General features: G+C 67.0%; 15 protein-coding genes. 12 read left to right on the top strand and 3 right to left on the bottom strand.

All coding sequences use genetic code 11. The features are described 5' to 3' along the window. Positions 1–435: 435 nt before the first annotated feature. Positions 436–1,467 (bottom strand): AraC family transcriptional regulator, encoded by a 1,032-nt coding sequence (locus G6038_RS10005; RefSeq protein ID WP_165037517.1) that lies wholly within the window; start codon positions 1,465–1,467, stop codon positions 436–438. A gap of 151 nt (positions 1,468–1,618) precedes the next feature. Here G6038_RS10005 and G6038_RS10000 point away from each other — a divergent pair, with 151 nt between their 5' ends. The 9 genes from G6038_RS10000 (at position 1,619) to G6038_RS31255 (ending at position 12,036) form a co-directional block, all read left to right on the top strand. Further along, a complete protein-coding gene (locus G6038_RS10000) occupies positions 1,619–2,698 on the top strand; it encodes a TauD/TfdA family dioxygenase (protein ID WP_165037516.1) in 1,080 nt (359 codons plus the stop codon). A gap of 107 nt (positions 2,699–2,805) precedes the next feature. Further along, positions 2,806–3,780, top strand: a complete 975-nt coding sequence (locus tag G6038_RS09995) for a quinone oxidoreductase (RefSeq protein ID WP_165037515.1) — start codon at positions 2,806–2,808, stop codon at positions 3,778–3,780. A 91-nt stretch (positions 3,781–3,871) separates the two neighbouring features. After that, positions 3,872–4,783 carry a TauD/TfdA family dioxygenase gene (locus G6038_RS09990; protein WP_165037514.1) on the top strand — a complete coding sequence of 304 codons (912 nt, stop codon included), beginning with the start codon at positions 3,872–3,874 and terminating at the stop codon, positions 4,781–4,783. A 50-nt stretch (positions 4,784–4,833) separates the two neighbouring features. Continuing rightward, a complete protein-coding gene (locus G6038_RS09985; RefSeq protein WP_165037513.1) occupies positions 4,834–5,886 on the top strand; it encodes a 3-keto-5-aminohexanoate cleavage protein in 1,053 nt (350 codons plus the stop codon). A 154-nt stretch (positions 5,887–6,040) separates the two neighbouring features. Next, positions 6,041–7,366, top strand: a complete 1,326-nt coding sequence (locus tag G6038_RS09980; protein ID WP_165037512.1) for an MFS transporter — start codon at positions 6,041–6,043, stop codon at positions 7,364–7,366. Positions 7,367–7,394: 28 nt separating this feature from the next. Then, positions 7,395–7,973: an alpha/beta fold hydrolase gene (locus G6038_RS09975; protein ID WP_165037511.1), complete on the top strand. Its 579-nt coding sequence runs from the start codon at positions 7,395–7,397 to the stop codon at positions 7,971–7,973. A 44-nt stretch (positions 7,974–8,017) separates the two neighbouring features. Next, positions 8,018–10,009, top strand: coding sequence for an acetoacetate--CoA ligase (locus G6038_RS09970; RefSeq protein ID WP_165037510.1), 1,992 nt, complete (start codon positions 8,018–8,020; stop codon positions 10,007–10,009). 121 nt (positions 10,010–10,130) lie between these two features. Next, the gene (locus G6038_RS09965; protein ID WP_165037509.1) at positions 10,131–11,660 is read left to right on the top strand and encodes a long-chain fatty acid--CoA ligase; all 1,530 of its coding nucleotides are present in this window, start codon (positions 10,131–10,133) and stop codon (positions 11,658–11,660) included. Between the two features lie 133 nt (positions 11,661–11,793). Next, a complete protein-coding gene (locus G6038_RS31255; protein WP_240918387.1) occupies positions 11,794–12,036 on the top strand; it encodes a recombinase family protein in 243 nt (80 codons plus the stop codon). 1,036 nt (positions 12,037–13,072) lie between these two features. On the opposite strand, the gene G6038_RS09955 is transcribed toward G6038_RS31255, so the two are convergent. Together G6038_RS09955 and G6038_RS09950 are read right to left on the bottom strand one after the other, a co-directional pair. Next, entirely contained in the window at positions 13,073–14,677 is a 1,605-nt protein-coding gene (locus G6038_RS09955; protein WP_346772789.1) for an MFS transporter, read from the bottom strand. A 9-nt stretch (positions 14,678–14,686) separates the two neighbouring features. Then, complete coding sequence (locus tag G6038_RS09950) at positions 14,687–16,585, bottom strand: CoA transferase (protein WP_165037508.1); 1,899 nt, start codon at positions 16,583–16,585, stop codon at positions 14,687–14,689. 446 nt (positions 16,586–17,031) lie between these two features. Between G6038_RS09950 and G6038_RS09945 the strand changes: the two genes are divergently transcribed. From G6038_RS09945 to G6038_RS09935, 3 genes are all read left to right on the top strand, one after another. Further along, on the top strand, positions 17,032–17,766 hold the full coding sequence (locus G6038_RS09945) for an enoyl-CoA hydratase/isomerase family protein (RefSeq protein ID WP_165037507.1): 735 nt from the start codon (positions 17,032–17,034) through the stop codon (positions 17,764–17,766). Positions 17,767–18,110: 344 nt separating this feature from the next. Next, the gene (locus G6038_RS09940; RefSeq protein ID WP_240918386.1) at positions 18,111–20,084 is read left to right on the top strand and encodes an NAD(P)/FAD-dependent oxidoreductase; all 1,974 of its coding nucleotides are present in this window, start codon (positions 18,111–18,113) and stop codon (positions 20,082–20,084) included. After that, a complete protein-coding gene (locus G6038_RS09935; protein ID WP_165037505.1) occupies positions 20,081–20,851 on the top strand; it encodes an enoyl-CoA hydratase/isomerase family protein in 771 nt (256 codons plus the stop codon). Before G6038_RS09940 ends, G6038_RS09935 begins: the two co-directional genes overlap by 4 nt. Positions 20,852–20,874 lie beyond the last annotated feature (23 nt).

Raw genomic sequence — 20,874 nt, 5'->3', positions numbered from 1 at the left:
GTTCTGCCGTCCGGGGCCGGGGGCGAGGTGGTCGTTCACCAAGGACAACTGCGACAGGTCCCGGTCCTCGTGCACGCCGGGGTGCCGACCCAGCACGGAGACGAACGGTGCCGGCGTCGGCTCACCGGCGACGACACCGGCCCCGGTTCGCGCTGCGCCGGCCCCTCTGCCGGACAGCGGTGCGGGCGGTGCCGGTGGGGTGAGGTCCGGGCTCGGACCGGCCGCGGGTGCACGCGGCTCCTCCACGTCCCTGCGCGGCGTCTTCACCCCTGGTCGCCGGCGCCCGGGGGCATTGCGCGGCAGGCCACCGGGCTGCGTCAGGAGATCCTCGAACTGTTCGACCCTCGACCCTCGGCAAGTCGAATTGTCCCAGTTCAAGGCACCATTCTTCGTTTTCGAGACAGGGTTCCGCTCAATCAGCGCGAAAGCGCGAGGCTAGAGGTCGGTTCTCTGGGGCGGTTGAGGTTGATTCTGTCGGGCAGCCCGCCACTGACGGGGACTGCACCCGAACTGGCCGTGAAACCACCGCGAGAAGTTGCTCGGCGCCGAAAACGACAGGAGTTCGGCGATCTCGGCGAACGTGTGCCGCGTATTCCCGACCATGCGTTCGGCGAGGTCGGCGCGCGCCGAGTTCAGTATCGACGAGTACGACTCGCCGGTCTGGGCGAGGTAGTTGTGGACGGTCCGGCGGTCCGATCCGAGGCTGCGGGCGACCTGCTCGGCCGAGCATCTGCCGGTGGGGAGCAGCAGTTCGATCGATTCTCGGACCCGGCCGGCGACGGTCACGTCGTTCGGGGACCCGAAGGACTCGAGGATCTGCTTGGTGTACGGCCGAAGCAGCGGATCCGACATCCGGTTCGGCGCATCGAGGTCGCTGGCGACGAGGACGATTCCGCTGAAATCGTGATCGAAGTTGACCACCGGCCCGAACAGGTGACGATGGGTACCGGTCTGGGTGGGGGCGGGATGGGTGAAGCAGACCGCGACCGGTCGCCAGCGTGCACCGAGGAACCCGACCAGAAGTCGATACGTGACGGCCACTGCCAGTTCGATGAACTGGCGGATCGCCACGGGTTCGCCGACGTCGGCTTCGATGCGGAGGGTCGCGACATTGTTCAGCTCGCTCATGCGCATGTGCAGCGCTTCGTTGTACATGTGCTCGTAGCGCGACAAGATGCGCAGCGCACTGCGGATGTCGGGTTCGTCGCGCACCACCAGGCTCAGGGGACCGAGATTGGAGAACTGTCGATGCTCGGCCATCCGCAACCCGAAGTCTTCGCACCCCGACAGTGCTGCGGACTCCTCGAGGACCTGCGCGACGGCGGCGGCGGGAATCCACCGATCCTGTAGACCGAGGCCGGCCGGATCCAGCCCCGCACCCTTGAGCAGCGGTGCCGGCTCGATCCCGAGGGACCGGCACAGATCGAAATAGCCGTACAGCGAGGCGTAGCGCGCAAGGGGCTTCACGGCTTACTCCCACCGTTCCCAGAATGATAAGAATTCCTCCCGTCAGGATACGTCGAACCCGGGAATGCCACCTAGAGTTACTTACATCACAGCCGGGGCGCGCAGCGACCCGCCTCACCCCATCTGATCTCGATGTCGAACGGAGGACTCGGTGGCCGACCAGCCGAAGAGCGCCGAACACCGCGCCTCCCTCGACGCGACGACCACGTCCGGCGACGTCCGCCCCGAGGAATCGAAGGCGCCCGCACCCTGGACGGCCGACATTCTCACCGCCCCGGACCGGTGGCGCCTCGACCTCACCGCCGCCCACCTCGACGAGCTGAGTTCGGCGTTGAGACTCGTTCGGCAACACGGAATCCCGCTACTGCGGCTCAGCCGAGAGCAGTTCCCGCTGCCGACGCTCGCGGCGGATCTGCACCTGCTCGCGGACATCCTTGAGCACGGTTGCGGGTTCACCGTGATCAAGGGGCTTCCCGTGCAGCGGTACAGCGAGAGCGACCTCAAGACGATCTTCTGGGGTCTGGCACAGCATCTGGGCCTGCCCGTCTCGCAGGATGTCGGCGGTCATCTGATCACGACGATCGGCCCGGCCGGCGAGGAGCCGCACGGCGCGGGGCCGGCGGTGCCGCACTCGTCTCAGCACCTGCGTTTCCGTACCGGCGGTTCCGACGCTGTGGCTCTGTTGTGCGGCTTCGGCGGTGGTCGACGGTCGGTGGCCGGTTCCGCGGCGATCTACAACACGATCCGCCGGCAGCGCCCCGAGCTGATCGACCGCATGTACCGCCCCTTCTCCTTCGACCGACGCGGTGAGCACGCCCCGGAGGAACTCCCGTCGGTGCCCCTGGCGTGCTGGTTTGCGGGCAGGCTGAGCATTCGCTACGAGAGGGCACAACTGGAGTCGGCCCAACGGTTCCCGCAGGTGCCTCGGCTCGAACCTCTCGACATCGAGCTGTTCGACCTGATCGATGCGCTGGCCCACTCTCCCGAGCTCCGAGTGGATCTCGACATCGAGGCCGGTGACATCGAGCTCTACAACAACTACTCCGTACTGCACACCCCCTTGCATCCCGCCGGTCCTGACCGAGCGAGGGTGGGCGCCCAGTACCGGCTGTGGTTGACCCTTCGTGCTGGCCGACCGCTGCCGCCGGAGTACGTGTGGGAATCCCGCCCGCCCGGTGAGCGGTGGGGCCGCGGCGGCGTGTCCCCGCGCGACGTCATCGCTCGCACCTGATCGCAGCGGAGAAGAGGCGCAGGCGCCCGCCGCCTGACACGTCTCGTCCCCGAGACACAACACACCCGGACGGGTGTACCCGTCTGCAACCAATGAGGAGAAAAGTCGTGGCAAAAGCCGTCCGCTTCTACGAGACCGGCGGTCCGGACGTCCTGAAATGGGAGGCCGTCGAGGTCGGCGACCCCGGCCCCGGCGAGGTGCGCATCCGGCACCAGGCGGTCGGGCTGAACTTCGCCGAAATCTATTTCCGCACCGGGCTGTACCCGGCCGCGCTTCCCGCGGGCATCGGCGTCGAGGCCGCGGGAGTCGTCGAGGCCGTCGGCGACGGGGTCACCGACGTCGCCCCGGGAGATCGGGTGACGTACACCGGAAGCCCGCTCGGCGCCTACAGCACCGAGCGGGTGATGCCCGCATCGCATCTGATCAAGTTGCCGGACACCATCTCCTTCGACACCGCCGCGGCGATGACGATGCGCGGGCTGACCACGTCGTACCTGCTGCGGCGCATCGCTCCGCTGAAGGCGGGTGACACCGTGCTGCTGCACGCGGCCGCCGGGGGTGTCGGTCTGATCTTCAGTCAGTGGGCGAAACTGCTGGGTGTCAACGTGATCGGCACCGTGTCGAGCGAGGAGAAGGCCGCGGTCGCCCGGGCACACGGGTGCGACGAGGTCATCATCTACACGCGGGAGAACGTCGCGGAGCGGGTCCGGGAGTTGACCGACGGTGCCGGGGTGCCGGTGGTGTACGACAGCATCGGTGCCACGACGTTCGAGACCTCGCTGAACTCGCTGGCGCGGCGCGGCCTGCTGGTCTGCTTCGGCACGGCCTCCGGTCCCGTTCCCCCGATCGACGCCATGCACCTGTGCCTGACGGGGTCACTGTTCGTCACCCGCCCGGCCCTCGCCGACTACATCGCCGATCCGGCGGAGCGGGCCGAGTTGGCCGGCGAACTCTTCGACCACGTCGGGTCCGGCCGGATCACGATCGAGATCAATCAGCGTTACGGGCTCGAGGATGCCGTGCAGGCGCACCGCGACCTCGAATCCGGCAAGACCACCGGTTCCTCGGTGTTCACGCTGTGAGATTCGGAAACCGCCCATGCCGCACTCGACGACCAGCGAATCCGTACGCCCGGCAGGGCCTCGATCTTCACGCCATGACAGGAGTCCCCAGATGAATGCCCCCGTTGACCTGGCCTCGGATCGGTCGTCCACCGTGACCGTGGCGAGGCCATCCATCACCGTCGAACCGCTCACCTGCTCCATCGGAGCGGAGCTGAGCGGCATCGACCTCGCCGAGGTCTCGCGCGACGACAACCTGTTCGCCGAGGTGCGCTCGCTGCTGCTCGAGCACAAGGTGCTGTTCTTCCGGGACCAGGACATGACCCGGGCCGAGCACGTCGCGCTGGCCGAGCGGTTCGGCCCGCTCGAGGACCACCCGGTGGTCGGCAGCGATCCCGAGCATCCCGGCCTGGTCCGGATCTACAAGGACCTCGACACCGCGCCCGAGCGCTTCGAGAACGCCTTTCACTGCGACGCGACGTGGCGGGAGAACCCGCCGATGGGATCCGTGCTCCGGTGCGTCGAGGGCCCGGAGGTCGGCGGCGACACGATCTGGGTGAACATGGCGCTCGCCTACGAGCGGCTGCCCGAACGTGTCAAGGAGCAGATCGCGGGCCTGCGGGCACGTCACAGCATCGAGGCGACCTTCGGTGCCCGGATGCCGATCGAGGCGCGCCTCGATCTCAAGGAACGGTTCCCGGACCCCGAGCACCCGGTCGTCCGCACCCACCCGGAGACGGGCGAGAAGGTCCTGTTCGTCAACGCCTTCACCACCCACTTCACCAACTTCCACACCCTCGAGAACGTGCGCTGCGGCATCGACTACGCCCCCGGGGCCGGCGACCTGCTGCGCTACCTGATCAGCCAGGCCTCGATCCCCGAATACCAGGTGCGCTGGCGGTGGACGCCGAACAGCGTCGCGATCTGGGACAACCGGTCGACCCAGCACTACGCCGTCCAGGACTACTGGCCGGCCGTCCGCAAGATGGAACGCGCCGGGATCCGGGGCGATCGCCCCTTCTGAGCGTCCTCGACCCCCCGAACTCACACCCCCTCACCGATTGGAGAACCCTCATGCATTTCCTCGACGACTCCCTGTTCCCGGAGAACCAGGAAAAGCTCGTCATCACGGTCGCACCCTATGGGCCGGAGTGGGAGCTCGACGACTTCCGCGACGACCTGCCCCTGACCATGGACGAACACGTCCAGCAGGCGGTGGACTGCTTCAACGCCGGCGCGACGGTCCTGCACATCCACGTCCGTGAACTCGACGGCAAGGGCAGCAAGCGGCTCTCGAAGTTCAACGAACTGCTCGGCCGCCTCCGCGAGGCCGTGCCGGAGATGATCCTGCAGATCGGCGGCTCGATTTCCTTCGCCCCCGAAGGTGAAGGCGCCGACGCCAAATGGCTGTCCGACGACACCCGGCACATGCTGGCCGATCTCGACCCCAAGCCCGATCAGGTGACCATCGCTATCAACACCCAGCAGATGAACCTCATGGAGTTGATGACCCCGTCCGACATCGCCGGCACCTCCTTCGAGCGGCCGGAGATCGCGGAGGCCTACCGTGAGATGACCGTGCCGGCCGGTCCCGGCTGGGTCGAAGAACACCTCAAGCGGCTGCAGGCAGCCGGCATCCAGCCGCACTTCCAGTTGGCCGGCACCCACCAGTTCGAGACGGTCGAGCGGCTGATCCGCCGCGGGGTGTACACCGGCCCGCTGATGGTCACCTGGGTCGGCATCGGCGGCGGCTCCGACGGCCCCAACCCGTACAACATGATGGAGTTCATCCGCCGCACCCCCGACGGCGCCGTGCTCACCCTCGAAACCATCATGCGCAGTGTGCTGCCGATCAACACCATGGCCATCGCCATGGGCCTGCACGCCCGCTGCGGCAACGAGGACACGCTGTGGGGCCGCAAGGGCGAGAAGATGACCTCGGTCCAGCAGGTCGAACAGCTCGTCCGCATCGCGAACGAGCTCGGCCGCGAGGTCGCCACCGGCAAGGAAGCCCGCGAGATCTACAAGCTCGACGAGCACTACACCAGCGCCGACGAAACCCTCGCCAAGATCGGGTTCGCCCCGAACCGCGCCCCGGGCCGGCTCGGCTTCACCCACCACGCCTGACGGCACCGCCCGCCTCGACGGCCACCGCTGAACTGACACCGCGCCGTGCGATCGGGGACACAGCCCACCGGCCGTGTCCCCGATCCCCCTCCCGTCAGGCGAGGCGAGCCCCCCGCCGCCGACATCCTCGATTCGACTCGATCCTAGGAATGACATGGCACTGCACACACCTTTGACCCAGGGCGTCGCGTCGACGACGGCGGGCCCTCGGCGCAGGATCTATCCCTGGCTGATCTTCGCGCTGACCTTCGGGCTGTTGATCTCGGACTACATGTCCCGGCAGGTTCTCAGTGCGATCTTCCCGATCCTCAAGACCGAGTGGGCGCTGACCGACTCGAACCTGGCCTCGCTGAGCAGCATCGTGGCGCTGATGGTCGGGCTGCTCACCTTCCCCCTGTCCATGCTGGCCGACCGCTGGGGCCGGGTCAAAAGCCTGGTCCTGATGGCGATCCTGTGGAGCCTGGCGACACTGCTCTGCGCGGTCGCCACCAGCTTCCACCAGATGCTCGGCGCCCGATTCCTGCTCGGCGTCGGCGAGGCGGCATACGGCAGCGTCGGCATCGCGGTGGTGCTCACCGTCTTCGCACCCCGCGTGCACGCCTCGCTCAGCGGCGCCTTCATGGCCGGCACCTGCTTCGGGTCGGTGATCGGTGTCGCGTTGGGCGGTGTCCTCGCGGTCCAGTTCGGCTGGCGCTGGTCGTTCGCCGCGATGGCCGTGTTCGGTCTGATTCTCGTGGCCCTGTTCCGGGTGGTGGTCACCGAAGGCCGGCTGGCACGGTACGCCCTCGAGGACACCCCGAACACCACCGACGAACCGCAGCCGCCCCACGGCTTCCGCGCCCCGGTCTCGAGCCTGTTCACCAACCCGGCCGTGCTGTGCGCCTACGCCGGCAGTGGCCTGCAGATGTTCACCGCCGCCGTCCTGCTGTCCTGGCTGCCGAGCTTCTTCAACCGGTACTACCACATGGCCCCGAACAAGGCCGGTGCCGTCGCCGCGGTCTTCGTCCTGCTCGTCGGTGCAGGAATGGTCGTCTGCGGCATCATCACCGACGTCGTCAGCCGCCACGACATCGCCCGCAAATGGACCACCGCCATCGTCTTCTGCGCGATCTCCCTGCTGTGTCTGGGCGTGGGCTTCTCGCTGCCGGCCGGCCCACTGCAGCTGGTCCTGATCGGCTGCGGCGCCTTCTTCTGCTCCGCCTCGTCCGGCCCCACGGCCGCGATGGTCGCGAACCTGACCCACCCCACCATCCGATCCTCGGCCTTCGGCACCCTCACCGTCGCCAACAACCTCCTGGGAATGGCCTTGGGCCCCTTCCTCGTCGGGATCCTGGCCGACCGACTCGGCCTGCTCACCGCGCTGAAGCTGGCACCGCTGGTCTCTCTGGTGGCGATCGCGGCGCTGCTGATCGGCAAACGCCTCTATCCCGCCGGACTGGCGCGCCTGGCCGCCCTCCACACACCCGCCGCCGCCCACTGACCACCAGCAGAGAGAATCGGAACCCCACGTGCACGACACCGACTCGCCGACCGTGGTGATCGTCCCCGGCCTGCGCGACCACGTCCCCGATCACTGGCAGAGCCTGCTCGCCGACACCCTCGATCACGTGCGCACGGTGCCGCCGCTCGAACGCAACACGCTCGACCTCACCGCTCGGGTCGCCGCACTGCAGACCGTGGTGGCCGACATTTCCGGACCGGTCGTGCTCGTGGCCCACAGCGCCGGCGTCCTGATCACCGTGCACTGGGCGCACCAGCATCCGCGGCAGATCCGGGGCGCACTCCTGGCCACCCCACCCGATCTCGACACCCCGATGCCCGACGGGCAGATCACCACCGACGAGTTGCGCCGGCACGGCTGGCTCCCGACCCCGCGTGCCCGGTTGCCGTTTCCCAGCATCGTCGCCGCCAGCACCAACGACCCCCTCGCCCGCGTCGACCGCGTGGCCGACCTCGCCGAGTGCTGGGGCAGCCGGCTGGTCGACCTCGGCGCCGTGGGGCACCTCAACCCGGCCGCGGGCTACGGACCCTGGCCCCGGGCCGCCGAGTTCCTGCGTGAGCTCAGTGAACCGGCCCGCCAGAGCTGAGCCCGCGGTGCCCGCCCCGCTCCACGGTTGACCGAAAGGAAACCATGCACACCCCCGCACGGCCGGAGCTTCCCCTGTGGAGTCCGACTGCCGAACAGATCACCGACAGCACCCTGACCGAATTCACCGAGTACGTGCGCGCCACCCACCACCGGCACCTCGGGAACGACTACGACGAGCTCTGGCGCTGGTCCGTCACCGATCTCGACGGCTTCTGGTCCGCCGTGTGGCACTTCTTCGGCCTCGATCAGGTCAGCGGCTTCGACCGGGCGCTGGCCGACGACACCATGCCACACGCCCGGTGGTTCACCGGGGCCCGCGTGAACTTCGCCCAGGTGCTGCTCGACCGCGGCGAACCCGACGCCGTCGCCGTCATCGGGGCCGACGAAACCGGGCACCGCACCTCCCTCACCCGCGCCGAGCTGCGCGACCAGGTCCGCGCCGTCGCGGCGACCCTGACCGCCGCCGGCGTCCGGCCCGGGGACGTGGTGGTGGGATACCTGCCCAACATCCCCGAGGCCGTGGTCGCCTTCCTCGCCACCGCGGTGCTCGGCGCGACGTGGTCCTCGGTCGCCCAGGACTACGCCGCGCCCGCCGTGATCGACCGGATCGCCCAGCTGGCACCGACAGCGTTGATCGCCGCCGACGGCTACCACTTCAACGGCCGCACCCACCCGCGGCTCGACGAGGTGGCCGCCATCGCCGCCGCCCTGCCCACCGTCACCACCGTGGTCCTCATCGACCACCTGGGCATCCGACCCTCCCGGCAGGGGACGAACTGGATGCACTGGTCCACCGCCCTGGAGAACCCGGCACCCGTGGAGGCGGTCACCGCGCCGTTCGACCACCCCCTGTGGGTGTTGTTCTCCTCCGGGACCACCGGCATCCCCAAGGGACTCGTCCATTCCCACGGCGGGATCCTCGTCGAAACCCTCAAACAGATGGGCCTGCACTGGGATCTGCGACCACACGACCGGCTGCTCTGGTACACCACCCCCAGTTGGGTCATGTGGAACATGCAAGTGTCCGCGCTGCTGATGGGTGCGAGCATCGTCTGCTACGACGGCTCACCGACCTCCCCCGACCCGTCCCGGCTGTGGCAGATGATCGACGACCTCGAGATCACCTTCTTCGGCACCAGCCCCGGATTCCTCCAGGCCTCGGCGACCGCCGGGCTGACACCGGCCGATCAGTTCGACCTCTCTCACCTGCGTGCCATCGGCAGCACCGGCTCACCACTGGCCCCGCACCTGCACCAATGGGCGCGCGAGCACATCGGTGACCTTCCCCTGTGGTCGATGAGCGGCGGAACCGACGTCGCCGGCGGCTTCGTCGGCGGGGCACCCACCGTGCCGATCCGGGCCGGCACCATCTCGGTGCGCTGCCTGGGCGCCGCCATCGAGGCCTGGAACGAGCACGGCACACCGGTGGTCGACGAGGTCGGCGAACTGGTGGTCACCCGACCCATGCCCAGCATGCCGATCCGGCTGTGGAACGACCCCGACGGCACCAAATACGAAGACGCCTACTACTCGATGTACCCGGGGATCTGGCGGCAAGGCGACTGGATCACCGTCTCCGCCGACGGAACCGTGATCATCCACGGCCGATCCGACTCGACCCTGAACCGCAATGGTGTCCGGATGGGCAGCGGCGATATCTACGCGGCCGTCGAGACCATGACCGAAGTCGCCGAAGCGCTCGTCCTCGGTGTCGAACAATCCGACGGCACCTACTGGATGCCGTTGTTCGTGCACCTCGCCGACGGACACCGACTCGATCCGGCGCTCGAACAGGCGATCCGCGCCACCATCCGTGACCTCGCCTCACCCCGGCACGTCCCGGACGAGATCATCGAGGTGGTCGGGATTCCCCACACCCGCACCGGCAAGAAGCTCGAGGTGCCCCTCAAGCGTCTGCTCCGCGGAGAACCCCTGTCCGCGGTCGTCAATCCCGACACCGTCGACGACCCCGCCCTGCTGCTGCCGTTCCTCGACCTCGCCGACCGCCGCCTCGAGGCGACCGCCCGCCGCTGACATCAACCGCCCCCGGAGCCCGGCCACCGCCACCCCGCAGGTGTACCGGGCCCTGGGCACCCATCCAGATCGGGACACCACTGCCCACCGGCATCCCGTCCCCGCATGAAATGAGCTCCGCATGTTGAACTTGTCCGTCTTCCTCGAGGACTCCGCCCGGCGATACCCGCACCGGGACGCCCTCGTCTTCGACGGCCGGCGACTGTCGTACAGCCAGGTCGACGGCCTCGCCAACCAGATCGCGAACCTTCTCCACGCCCGGGGCATCCGGCCCGGAGACAAGATCGCCCTCTCCTGCCCGAACGTGCCGGCCTTCCCGATCGTGTACAATGGCATCCTCAAAGCCGGGGCCGTCGTCGTCCCACTCAACATCCTGCTCAAGGCCGACGAAATCAGCTACCACCTCACCGATTCCGATGCCACCGCATACTTCTGCTTCGAGGGCACCCCCACCCTCCCCATCGCAGTCGAGGGCCGCGCCGCCTTCGACCGCACCCCCGGCTGCGAGCACTTCTTCGTCCTCGGTGCTGACCCGCTCGAGGCATCCCTCGTCGACGGCCTCGAATGCCGGCCCACCACCTTCACCGCCGCCACCCGCAGGCCCGACGACACCGCCGTGATCCTCTACACCTCCGGCACCACCGGGAAACCCAAGGGCGCCGAACTCACCCACGCCAACATGGTGATGAACGCGCTCACCGCGAACCGGCTGTTCAGCAGCGACCCGGCGACACCGGACACCCACCTGCTGACACTGCCGCTGTTCCACTCCTTCGGGCAGACCGTCAACATGAACGCCGGATTCTCCTGCGCCGCCACACTGGTCCTGCTACCCCGATTCGACGCACAATCCGCCCTGACGCTGATGACCGACGAACAGATCACCTTCTTCGCCGGCGTACCCACCATGTACTGGGCGCTGCTCGGCGCCCTCAGCGACGATACCGACATCACCGGCATCGCCGGCCACCTCCGGGTCGCGGTCTCCGGCGGCGCCGCGCTACCGCTGGAGATACTCACCCAGTTCCAGACGCGCTTCGACACCCGGATCCTCGAGGCCTACGGGCTCTCCGAGACCTCGCCCCTGGCGTTCTGCAGCGACCCCGCACGAAGCCCACGACCCGGATCGATCGGGGTGCCGATCTGGGGTATCGAAGGCAGACTCGTCGACACCGACTGGAACACCGTCACCGGCCCCGACCAGGTCGCCGAGATCGCGATCCGCGGCCACAACGTCATGAAGGGCTACTACAACCGCCCGGACGCCACCGCCGCGGTGACCCACGACGGCTGGTTCCGCACCGGCGACCTCGCCCGAACGGACGAAGACGGGTTCTACTACATCGTCGACCGCGCCAAGGACTTGATCATCCGAGGAGGGTTCAACGTCTACCCCCGGGAAGTCGAAGACGTACTGATGAGCCACCCGGCCGTCTCCCTCGCCGCCGTGATCGGCATCAATCACGTCAGCCACGGCGAGGAAATCAAAGCGTTCGTGATCCGCGAGCCCGCCGCCCAGATCGACGAACACTCCCTCATCACCTGGGCCCAGCAGAAAATGGCCAGCTACAAATACCCCCGCGAGATCGAATTCGTCGACGCCCTGCCGATGACCGCCACCGGGAAAATTCTCAAACGACAACTCACCTGACCGACTCAGACGTCCGGACACCACTCACTCCTCCGACTCGTCGAGAACAGATCGTTGTCGGACACCCGCTCTGAACGGCAGATTTGACGGGCAAGGGAGGTCGAAAAACCCCTTGCGCGGGCATTGTCGACACATGCTGATCGGCTACACACGGGTCTCCAGCGCAGACCAGAACCCCGACCACCAGGTCGATGCCCTGCGACGCGCCGGCGTGGCCGCCGAGTGGGCGAAGGCCTCACGGCCCCAACTCGATCTGGTGCTGCAGCGGCTATGCGAGGGCGACGACCTGGTGATCACACGACTGGACCGACCCGGGCGGCCGGTACTGCACCTGATCACCCTCGGCGCCGCCCTACGTGAGCGGGGAATCGGCTGAAGGTGCTCGAGCAGGGAATCGATACCGCCACCGCCGAGGGGCGGGCGATGTTCGGGATGCTGCCCGGCTGGCCGAGTTCCAGCGCGAGTTGATCGTGGCGAACACCCACGACGGGCTGGCCGCCGCCCACGCCCGCGGCCGTAAGGGTGGGCGGCCGTCGAATCTCAGCTCGGATCAGATTGAACTCGCTCAACCCCTGTACGACGCGGGAACGTACCGTCGCGCAGATCGCGGGCACGCTGATCTTGTCAGAATCCTCGGACATTCCGGGCAGCGTGACGCCGCGTGATGGCTTTGAGCTGGGGTGGGAACATCGAGGTCAGGGCTTCCTGCCGACACGAAATCGGGAAAGTGACACCGCTCCGTGGAACCGTCCTTTGCCATTCGCTCTGAGGCACGAATGGTTCGCTGACCAGCGGTGCCTCAACAATGTGGCAAACCGGCGCCGTGGCGTTTCTGCCACATTGTTGAGGCAAAGGGACGTCGAGCATGCGGGTTGTCGGCGAAAACATGCAGGTAAAGCGAGTGCCTGTCTCAACTTGGTGGCAGAACCCCTGCATTTGCCTCAGGTGCTAGGGCACTGCCTCAGACCCGATGACACAGGGCAGGAACCTACGATAACGGTCAAATCGGGCGTACTTTACGACCTGGGGGTATGTCACTCCTGGTTTGTGCGGGGTTAGTGACGTAAATTCCCATTTACGCAGCGATTCCCACAAACCCCCAGCTGAGCGCGTTTTCGGTCGCCGGGACTGTCCTTGTCCACGTTGTCGGTGCGATGTCCGAGATAGGTGTCGCATCCGGAAGGCGTCGTCCGAGATAGTTGTCTGACACCCGGCGGGGCCCGCGCTACCGGACCTCGCACCGGCCACCGCCGACCGGATCGCCGCGGCGGTGGCCGGCTCCCGCGCCGCGGGCACCCGCCGCACCTACGCGAAATTCGCCGCGTGGTGCGCCGCCGAGGGGCATGCCGCGTTGCCGGCGCATCCGGTGACCGTCGTCGGCCCGGGTGCTCGCGCCGGAGCCGCCCCACCCGCTACTGCGCGGGGCGGCGGCCGCCGTGCCGTGGAACCGGCGCCCGTTCCTGATGGGGAGAGCAAAGTCGAGCAGCGTCTTCTCCTCGACCGTCAACTGGTCCCCGATGGAGCGCTCGATCCAGGTGCGGCAGGTCAACCGTTCCCTTGTCGACATACTGCGACCGGCCTCCAGCGTTTCGTGCGCCGGGCAACAACAGGAGACCCGATACGGCCATAGCGCCGGCCGTAATGACCGCCCCGGCGGCATATGCGGCGGCAACACGTTCTGCGGTATCGATCGCCTGTGCAGAGACTGCGGTCAGCGCAGCAATACCGAGAGTGCTTCCCAGCTGATGCGCGGTGTTCACCAACCCCGATGCGGCACCGGCATCCTCGGATGGGGCGCCGGAGATTCCTACTGCGGTGAGAGGTCCGAATGTGAGACCTTGACCGACGCCGATGAATACCATGGGTACCAGCACACCGACGACGTACGTGCTGGTGGCGGTGAGCTGGGTGGCGCAGGCCGTACCTGCCGTGACGAGTGCGAGCCCGACGAGAATCAATGGCGGATTGTCGAATCGGGCTGTGAGGCGCGTCGTCCACATCGAGGTGGCGAATTGCAGAACAGTCGCCGGCACCAACGCAAGTCCCGTCTGCAGCGGATTCCAGCCGTATGTGTCCTGCAGGAACTGGGACGCGAAGAAGAAAAAGGGAATCATCGATCCGGCAAAGAGCAACCGCACCACGAAGGCGATGAACCGTTGCCCACTGGCGAAAAGGCGTAACGGCATGATCGGATGCTCGGCGCGCCCCTCGTTGACGACGAACACCGTCAGCACCACAACCGCTGCTGCGACCGGGCCGAACGCGAGAGGCGAGGTCCACCCGGATACGCCGCACTGGACGATGCCGTATGCGAGCAATGCCATGCCTGCCGTCGATGTGATCGCGCCGGTCATGTCGAAGCGCCCGGGTACCGCTCTGGTGCGCGGAAGAAATTTCAGCGCAGCCGCAATCAGGGCCACCCCGATCGGCGCGTTGATCGCGAAGCCTGCGCGCCACGAAACCCAATGCGTCAGTGCGCCACCGACGACGAATCCTATGCTGGTGCCCAGTCCCGCCATCATGCCGTAGGCCGTGACAGCACGAACCCGTGGTTTCCCGGCGGGAACGGCTGCCGTGACCAACGCCAGGGAGGAGGGCGCCGCGAAAGCGGCACCCACTCCTTGCAGCGCTCGGGCAGCAACGATCCACGCGCCGTTCTGGGCGGCTCCGACCAGCAGCGATGCAAGCGCGAACACCGTCAGTCCGGCAATGAGGGTGGTCCTGCGGCCGAGAATGTCCCCGGTCCGTGCCCCGAGCAGGAGCAGCCCGCCGAACACGGCGGTGTACGCATTCTGCACCCATGACATCGCATATGCGGAAAGGTCCAGGTCTTCCGCAATGTCGCGGATGCCCGTGAAGATGATCGAGTTGTCGAACACGATCATGAAGTAGGTCGCGAGGATGATTGCCAATGTCGCGGCCGGATCACGTCGGTGCGGTTCGGTGTTCCTGCCGCCCGGTGGCTCGCCGGCGGTTGGTGTGCCGGTCCGGTTCAGTGCCGACCGGGCACCATCCACCGCGTTGCCTCAGCCGCGCGTCGGAAGTTCGGGTGCGGGTCGCAGTGGTTGCACCTGTTCACCGACGAGCGTCCACGGCAAACCGGTGACTTCGTACCGGCCCACGCTCGGGCTCTCCACGGAACGGAACAGGTCGGTGCTTCTGACGAATTCGTCTCGAACCAGTCCTGCCGAGGTGTGGACCACGGACACCGTTAGTCCTTGCTCGAGCAGTGCCTGCTCGAGGTCATGGCCGTCCTGAGCTGTCGGCACCTGGTCGATGAGGGGAACGCGGCGGTCGATCACCGGCGGCCGAACACCTGTAGCGGCTTCGAAGCGGGCGCGTTCCTCGTCGCTGCGGAGGGTGATCGCGAGCAGCCGTCCCGTGGCGTGTTCGCGCATGAAGAACTCGGTCTCGGCTTCTCGTGGGGCGTAGGGGTCGGCCGCCTCGGGGCCGGCGAGTTCGGCGATCTGGACGGCGACGAGTTCCGCCATGGAGATGTCCAGCGCCAAGCTGGAGGTGTGGGATTCCGCCAGGCACCAGGCCAGTGTCCACGTGACGAGGATGACGCTGGTCAGCGGGTCGGCCCAGGGCGTGCCGATGTCTCCCATACCGCCCCGTGCGTCCTTGGTGGCATTGACGAGGCCGGCGAAGGCGTGGATGTTGTGGCCGTATGCGCGGTAACCGGCCCAGGCGCCCGTGCGCCCGAACCCACTGGAGGAGAGCAGGAGTTTCGGTGAGTGTTGCGCCAACACGGAAGTGGTGTCGACACCGATGGCCCGGGCGCGATGGGGGCTGAGGTTTTCCATCACGACGTCGAACGAGGCGAGGTCCACAGCGCGAGACGAGTCGCCGCCCGAGAACTGCAGTGGATGTTTGCAGAAATTGAGCTGATTGAAGTATGCGCTGCGGTTGGGGCCGGGGGTGCCGTCGACGAACGGGCCTCGGCGGCGGTAGACGTCGAGCCGGTCGAGGTCTTCCAGTTTGGCGACATGCGCGCCCATCGCGCCGAGCCAGGCTCCGGCGAGTGGTACTGCGAGAACATGTCCGGCGTCGAGCACCCGAAGGTCCGACAGGCGTCTGCGCCCGGCGGTGTCGTCGGTGTCCTTCGGCACTTCGGTGATCTGGGTGGGAAGCACGGGGCAGTCGGGTCCGGACAGGTCGAAGTTCCGCCCGAGCGCGCGTGAGCGCTCGGCGAAGGTCTCGACGGCATTGACGGCGGTGCAGGGGACACCCGCCGCCTGGAGGACTTGCTCGCACTCCTGTGCCGTGCGGGTCGATGCCCAGGCCGTCAGCTGGGCATTGACGTGGTCGGACTGCTGCCGGGCGTCTTCCAGGGTGGTGACCGATTCGAGCGAGGACCCCATGACCGACCGGAAGGCCCGCCACTGGTGTTCTTCCAGCACGAGAACGTAGACCGCCCCGTCGCGACAGTCGACGAAGCCCGAGGGTGCGCCGTAGCGGGCACTGCCGCCTTCGTCCGGGCAACGCGACAGTGCGTGCGCCATCTCAAGCGACAGTCCCGTCGCGATGATCGCGGCTTGCGCCGAAACGTCCGCGTGCACCGGGCCTGTTCCGGCGCGGCGGGCGTGAAGTCCGTGGAGGGCAGCGACGGCGGTGACGTGACCGACGAGCTTGAGTGCCACCGTGCCCGGCGGCACCGTAGGGGCGAATTCGTCCCCGATGCGCGAGTGCCCGAGGATGCCGCCGGCGGCGAGCAGTGTGAGATCGGATGCGAACATGTCGGCGCGGATATCGGTCAGCCCGAATGCGCTGGCGGTGACCCAGACGTTGCGGTTGTTGGCGGCGACGAATTCGCGGTATTCGTCGGCGCTGGGGGCGTGTCCGTCCGGGAGGACTGCCGGTTGTTCGATCCGGTCGACCAAGACGACGTCGGCGTTGGTGTCGACGTCTCGCAGGGTGGCCACCTGTTTGACGACGGCGCCCAGTTGTCCCAGGGCAGAGCCGGCAATCTGGAGAGCGACCGACCGCCCTACCTGGACCACATGCACGCCGGCAAGCCACCGCATTGTCGCGTCACGTTTCATATTGCTGCGTCCTCTCATAGGCCGGTCGCATTCGTGCGAGCGGAAACAGTCGCCGCTACCGGTTCGCGTTCGGACCCACACTCGTGGCCCGTGGAGATCTGTGCTTTCGGGCTACCGAATTCGCGGTCGATGCACTGCCCCGGGGCACCCGTCATTCATCTTATCGTATTTGCATACGAGATTACAAACACATAAGGTCGGGAATGTGACCGGTGAAGCGTTCGGGTCCGCAGGCGAAGGCGTGGTCCGTCCTGCGTTCACGACCACCGCAGGCTGAGCGGACATGCCCCTGCCGCAACGGAAGACGGAACCCTTCGAGGAGTGAGATGACCCGATCGACATCCGAGGGGCACAACACCGTGCTGGTCGAGGACGAGGAAATCGGCAGCGGTCGCGTGCGCGTCATTTCGCTCAACCGGCCCGCCAAGCGCAATGCGCTCGACACGCAGCTTCTCACCGAATTACGGGAGGCGTACACCGCCGCCGCCGCAGACGCGGCCGTGCGGGCGATCGTGTTGAAGGCGTGCGGCCCGGTCTTCTGCGCAGGTGGCGACACCTCGGAATTTCGCACGGGACCCACGGAAGCCGTGATCGACCGTGCCAGGATCATGGCGGATGTCCTGGCGTGTCCGAGTACGCTCGCCGTTCCCGTCGTGGCGGCGGTCCACGGTCCGGCGCTCGGTGCCGGTGCCGCGTTGGCGCTCAGCGCCGACCTGGTCGTAGCAGGTGAGGCATTCTCCCTCGGCTACCCCGAACTACCCAACGGCGCCTATCCGCCGCTGGTGATGCCCAGTGCTCTCGCGCACATGAACCGCAACCTGGCCTTCGAACTCGTCACCACCGGTCGCCGGCTCGGTGCCGACGAAGCGTTGGCGTACGGCGTGGTCAATCGCATTGCCGACCAGCGTGCCGACATGGAGGCGCTCGCGCTGGCTGCGGCGTATACGCGATTCGACGCCTCCCTCGTCGCGGCAACCAAAAGACTGTTCTACCGGCAGGTCTCGCTGCCGACGGATGTCGCCTTGCGGGAGGGTCTCCACGATCTGATCGCGAGGCGGTGATTGCACAGCACCGGCCGACTCTCGGTTCCGCCGGGCGCGATGCAGCTCGGATTCTTCGGGAAACTGCACTCCATCCTGCGACAAACCACTCGGTTTGACGTCGTGTTCGCCACTTTCCGGCGTGGACCTCGTGCCGCGGTGCATCCCCGCGGTGGTCGCCGCAGCACTTCATCCACCCCGCTTCTGGGCCGAAACCGCCTCGATCCACGTATTGACCGGAACGGAACCCGGCCGTACGATCTTCGATATACCGTATGGGTATTCATAATATCGTATGTCACTGGATCGGCGATCGCGGAGCGCGAACATCAGGCGCCCGCTCATCAAGAGGGGAAGGTGTGGCTTTGTCCAACACGACCACGGAATCCGCAGACCGGGACCAGCCGGAAGCCAACGACTTCGACCGCCGGCTGCGCGAAGCACTCGACATCGCCAACATCCCCACGCTGCTTCTCGTGCTGGTGCAGCTGACCGGCGACAAGCGGTGGCTCGAAGAGCCGTACCGGCCGGTGCGCAGTCGCGGTGTCGACGACAACGACACCGGCGGTCTGCCCACCGAAATCCAGGACCGGATCCGCAACGGTGCATTCGACGCGATCCGCGCCTGGCACCGCAATGGTGAGATCGCGATCTCGGAACCGGCGCCGCAGCTGCTGCTCGAGATGATGGCGGCCTCCGAAGGAGCACCTGTTCCCGACAAGTACGCCGGGATCATGACCGCCCGCCTGAAGGCCTTCTCCGAACCGGACACCGCCTCGCTGGACGGACTCGTTCCGCCGGGCTTCACCGCACTGATCGTCGGAGCCGGGATGTCCGGAGTCTGCGCGGCGATCAAGTTCCAGCAGGCGGGCATTCCGTACATCATCGTCGAGAAGCAGAACGACACCGGCGGTGTCTGGCACTCGCACCACTACCCGGGGTGCAGTGTCGACACGCCGAGTCACCTGTACTCGTACACCTTCGACGGGGGCGACTGGAGCCGGTACTTCCCGCCGCAGGCGGAGATCGACGACTACTTCCGTGGCGTCGCCCGGCGCAACGGCATCTACGACCACATCCGGTTCGGAACCGAGGTCCTCGCTGCCGACTACGACGAGAGCGAGCACGTCTGGGTGAGCCGCCTGCGCGGCCCCGACGGCACCGAAGAGACCGTCCGTACCAACGTCCTCATCAGCGCCGTCGGGCTCTTCGCCGAGCCGATCGTTCCCGATATCCCCGGCCTGGACGGGTTCGACGGCCCCGTGGTGCACACCGCGCGCTGGGATTCGACGCTCGACCTGACCGACAAGCGGGTCGCGATCATCGGCACCGGCGCGAGCGCCATGCAACTGGCGCCCGCCATCGTCGACGACGTTCGGTCGCTCACCATCTTCCAGCGGACCAGGCAGTGGGCGGCACCCTTCCCGAAGTTCCACAAGCCGGTTCCGGAACCGATCCGGTTCCTGATGCGCGAAATCCCCCTGTACCAGCACTGGTACCGCATCAGGCTCAGCTGGATCTTCGACAGCAAGGTGTATCCGTCGCTGCAGAAGGACCCGAACTGGGAAGACCCGCAGCACTCCATCAATGCGATCAACGCCGGGCACCGACGGTTCTTCGAACGCTACATCCGGGAAGAACTCGGCGACCGCCAGGAACTCGCGCCGCGCGTCATCCCGAACTATCCGCCGTACGGCAAGCGCATGCTGCTCGACAACGGCTGGTTCCGGATGCTGACCCGTCCTGAGGTGACGCTCGTCGACAACGCCGACGACGGGATCGACCACATCTCGGGAAACACCATCCACACCCGCAACGGGAACAGCTACGAGGTCGACGTCATCGTCCTGGCGACCGGCTACAACGTCGCCCGCATGCTCTCGACCCTGCCGATCAGGGGCCGCGACGGCCTGAGCATCCGCGATGCCTGGGACGACACCGACCCGCGCGCCTACCTGGGGACGGTCGTTCCCGACTTCCCCAATCTGTTCGTCCTGTACGGCCCCAACACGCAGCTCGGACACGGCGGCGCCTTCATCTTTGTGATGGAATGCCAGATCAATTACGTCCTCAAGAGCCTGCAAGCGATGTTCGAGGCCGGCATCGGCGAAGTCGAGTGCCGGCAGGACGTCTTCGAGACCTACAACGAGGCCGTGCAGGAACGTCACCAGCAGATGATCTGGACCCACCAGGGAATGACCACCTACGTCCGCAACGACAAGGGACGCGTGGTCGGGAACAACCCCTGGGAGCTCGTCGAGTTCTGGCACCTGCTCAACAACGCCGACCTCGGTGACTACCACGTGGTCGAAAGCGCCGTCGAGGTGGCAGTGCGGTGACACCCGACATCGCCCTCGACACCGAGCTCGACAGCTCGCACGTCGGTACCGTCACCTTCGCCCGAGGCCCCTACAACTATCTCAGCGCTGCTCTGCTGACCGCGCTCGCAGATGCCTTCGACGATCTGAGCGCCCGCGGCGCCCGCGCAATCGTGCTCTACGGCGACGGCCGGCACTTCTGCGCGGGAGCCGATTTCGGCAGCAACGACACCGCCGCACCGGGCGCCGCCACCTCGCCGATCTACGAGGTGGTGCCGAGACTGTTCGAACGATCCGTTCCGGTGGTCGCGGCGATGCGCGGTGCGGCCATCGGCGGCGGCCTCGGGTTGGCTCTCGCCGCGGATTTCCGCATCGCCACCGCCCAGAGCCGCTTCGCCGCCAACTTCGCACGACTGGGCTTCAGCCAAGGATTTGCGCTCTCGCTCACCCTTCCGCGTCTGATCGGGTTACAACGGGCGAGCGACCTGCTTTACACCGGTCGCATGGTCTACGCAGACGAAGCCCTGCAGATCGGGCTGTGTGATCGACTCACCGACGACGAGAAGTTGCTCGGCGAGGCCCAGTCCTATGCCGCCGAGATCGCCACCTCGGCCCCACTGGCGGTGGCGGCGATCCGTCGACGACTTCACGGTGACCTCGCCGATGCTGTACGCGATACGCTCGAAAGAGACTGGAGGGACCAGACTGCTCTCAAGCTGACGGCCGACTTCCGTGAAGGCATCGCCGCGGCTCGGGAACGCCGTACACCGCAGTTCCGAGGCGAGTAGCACGCGGTGACCACGCCTCGACC

It is taken from the genome of Rhodococcus sp. 14C212 (assembly GCF_011058195.1).
GTDB classification, from domain to species: Bacteria; Actinomycetota; Actinomycetes; order Mycobacteriales; family Mycobacteriaceae; genus Rhodococcus; species Rhodococcus aetherivorans.
Note: the sequence above shows the minus strand (reverse complement) of the source record. Positions and strands in the feature narration are given on the sequence as shown.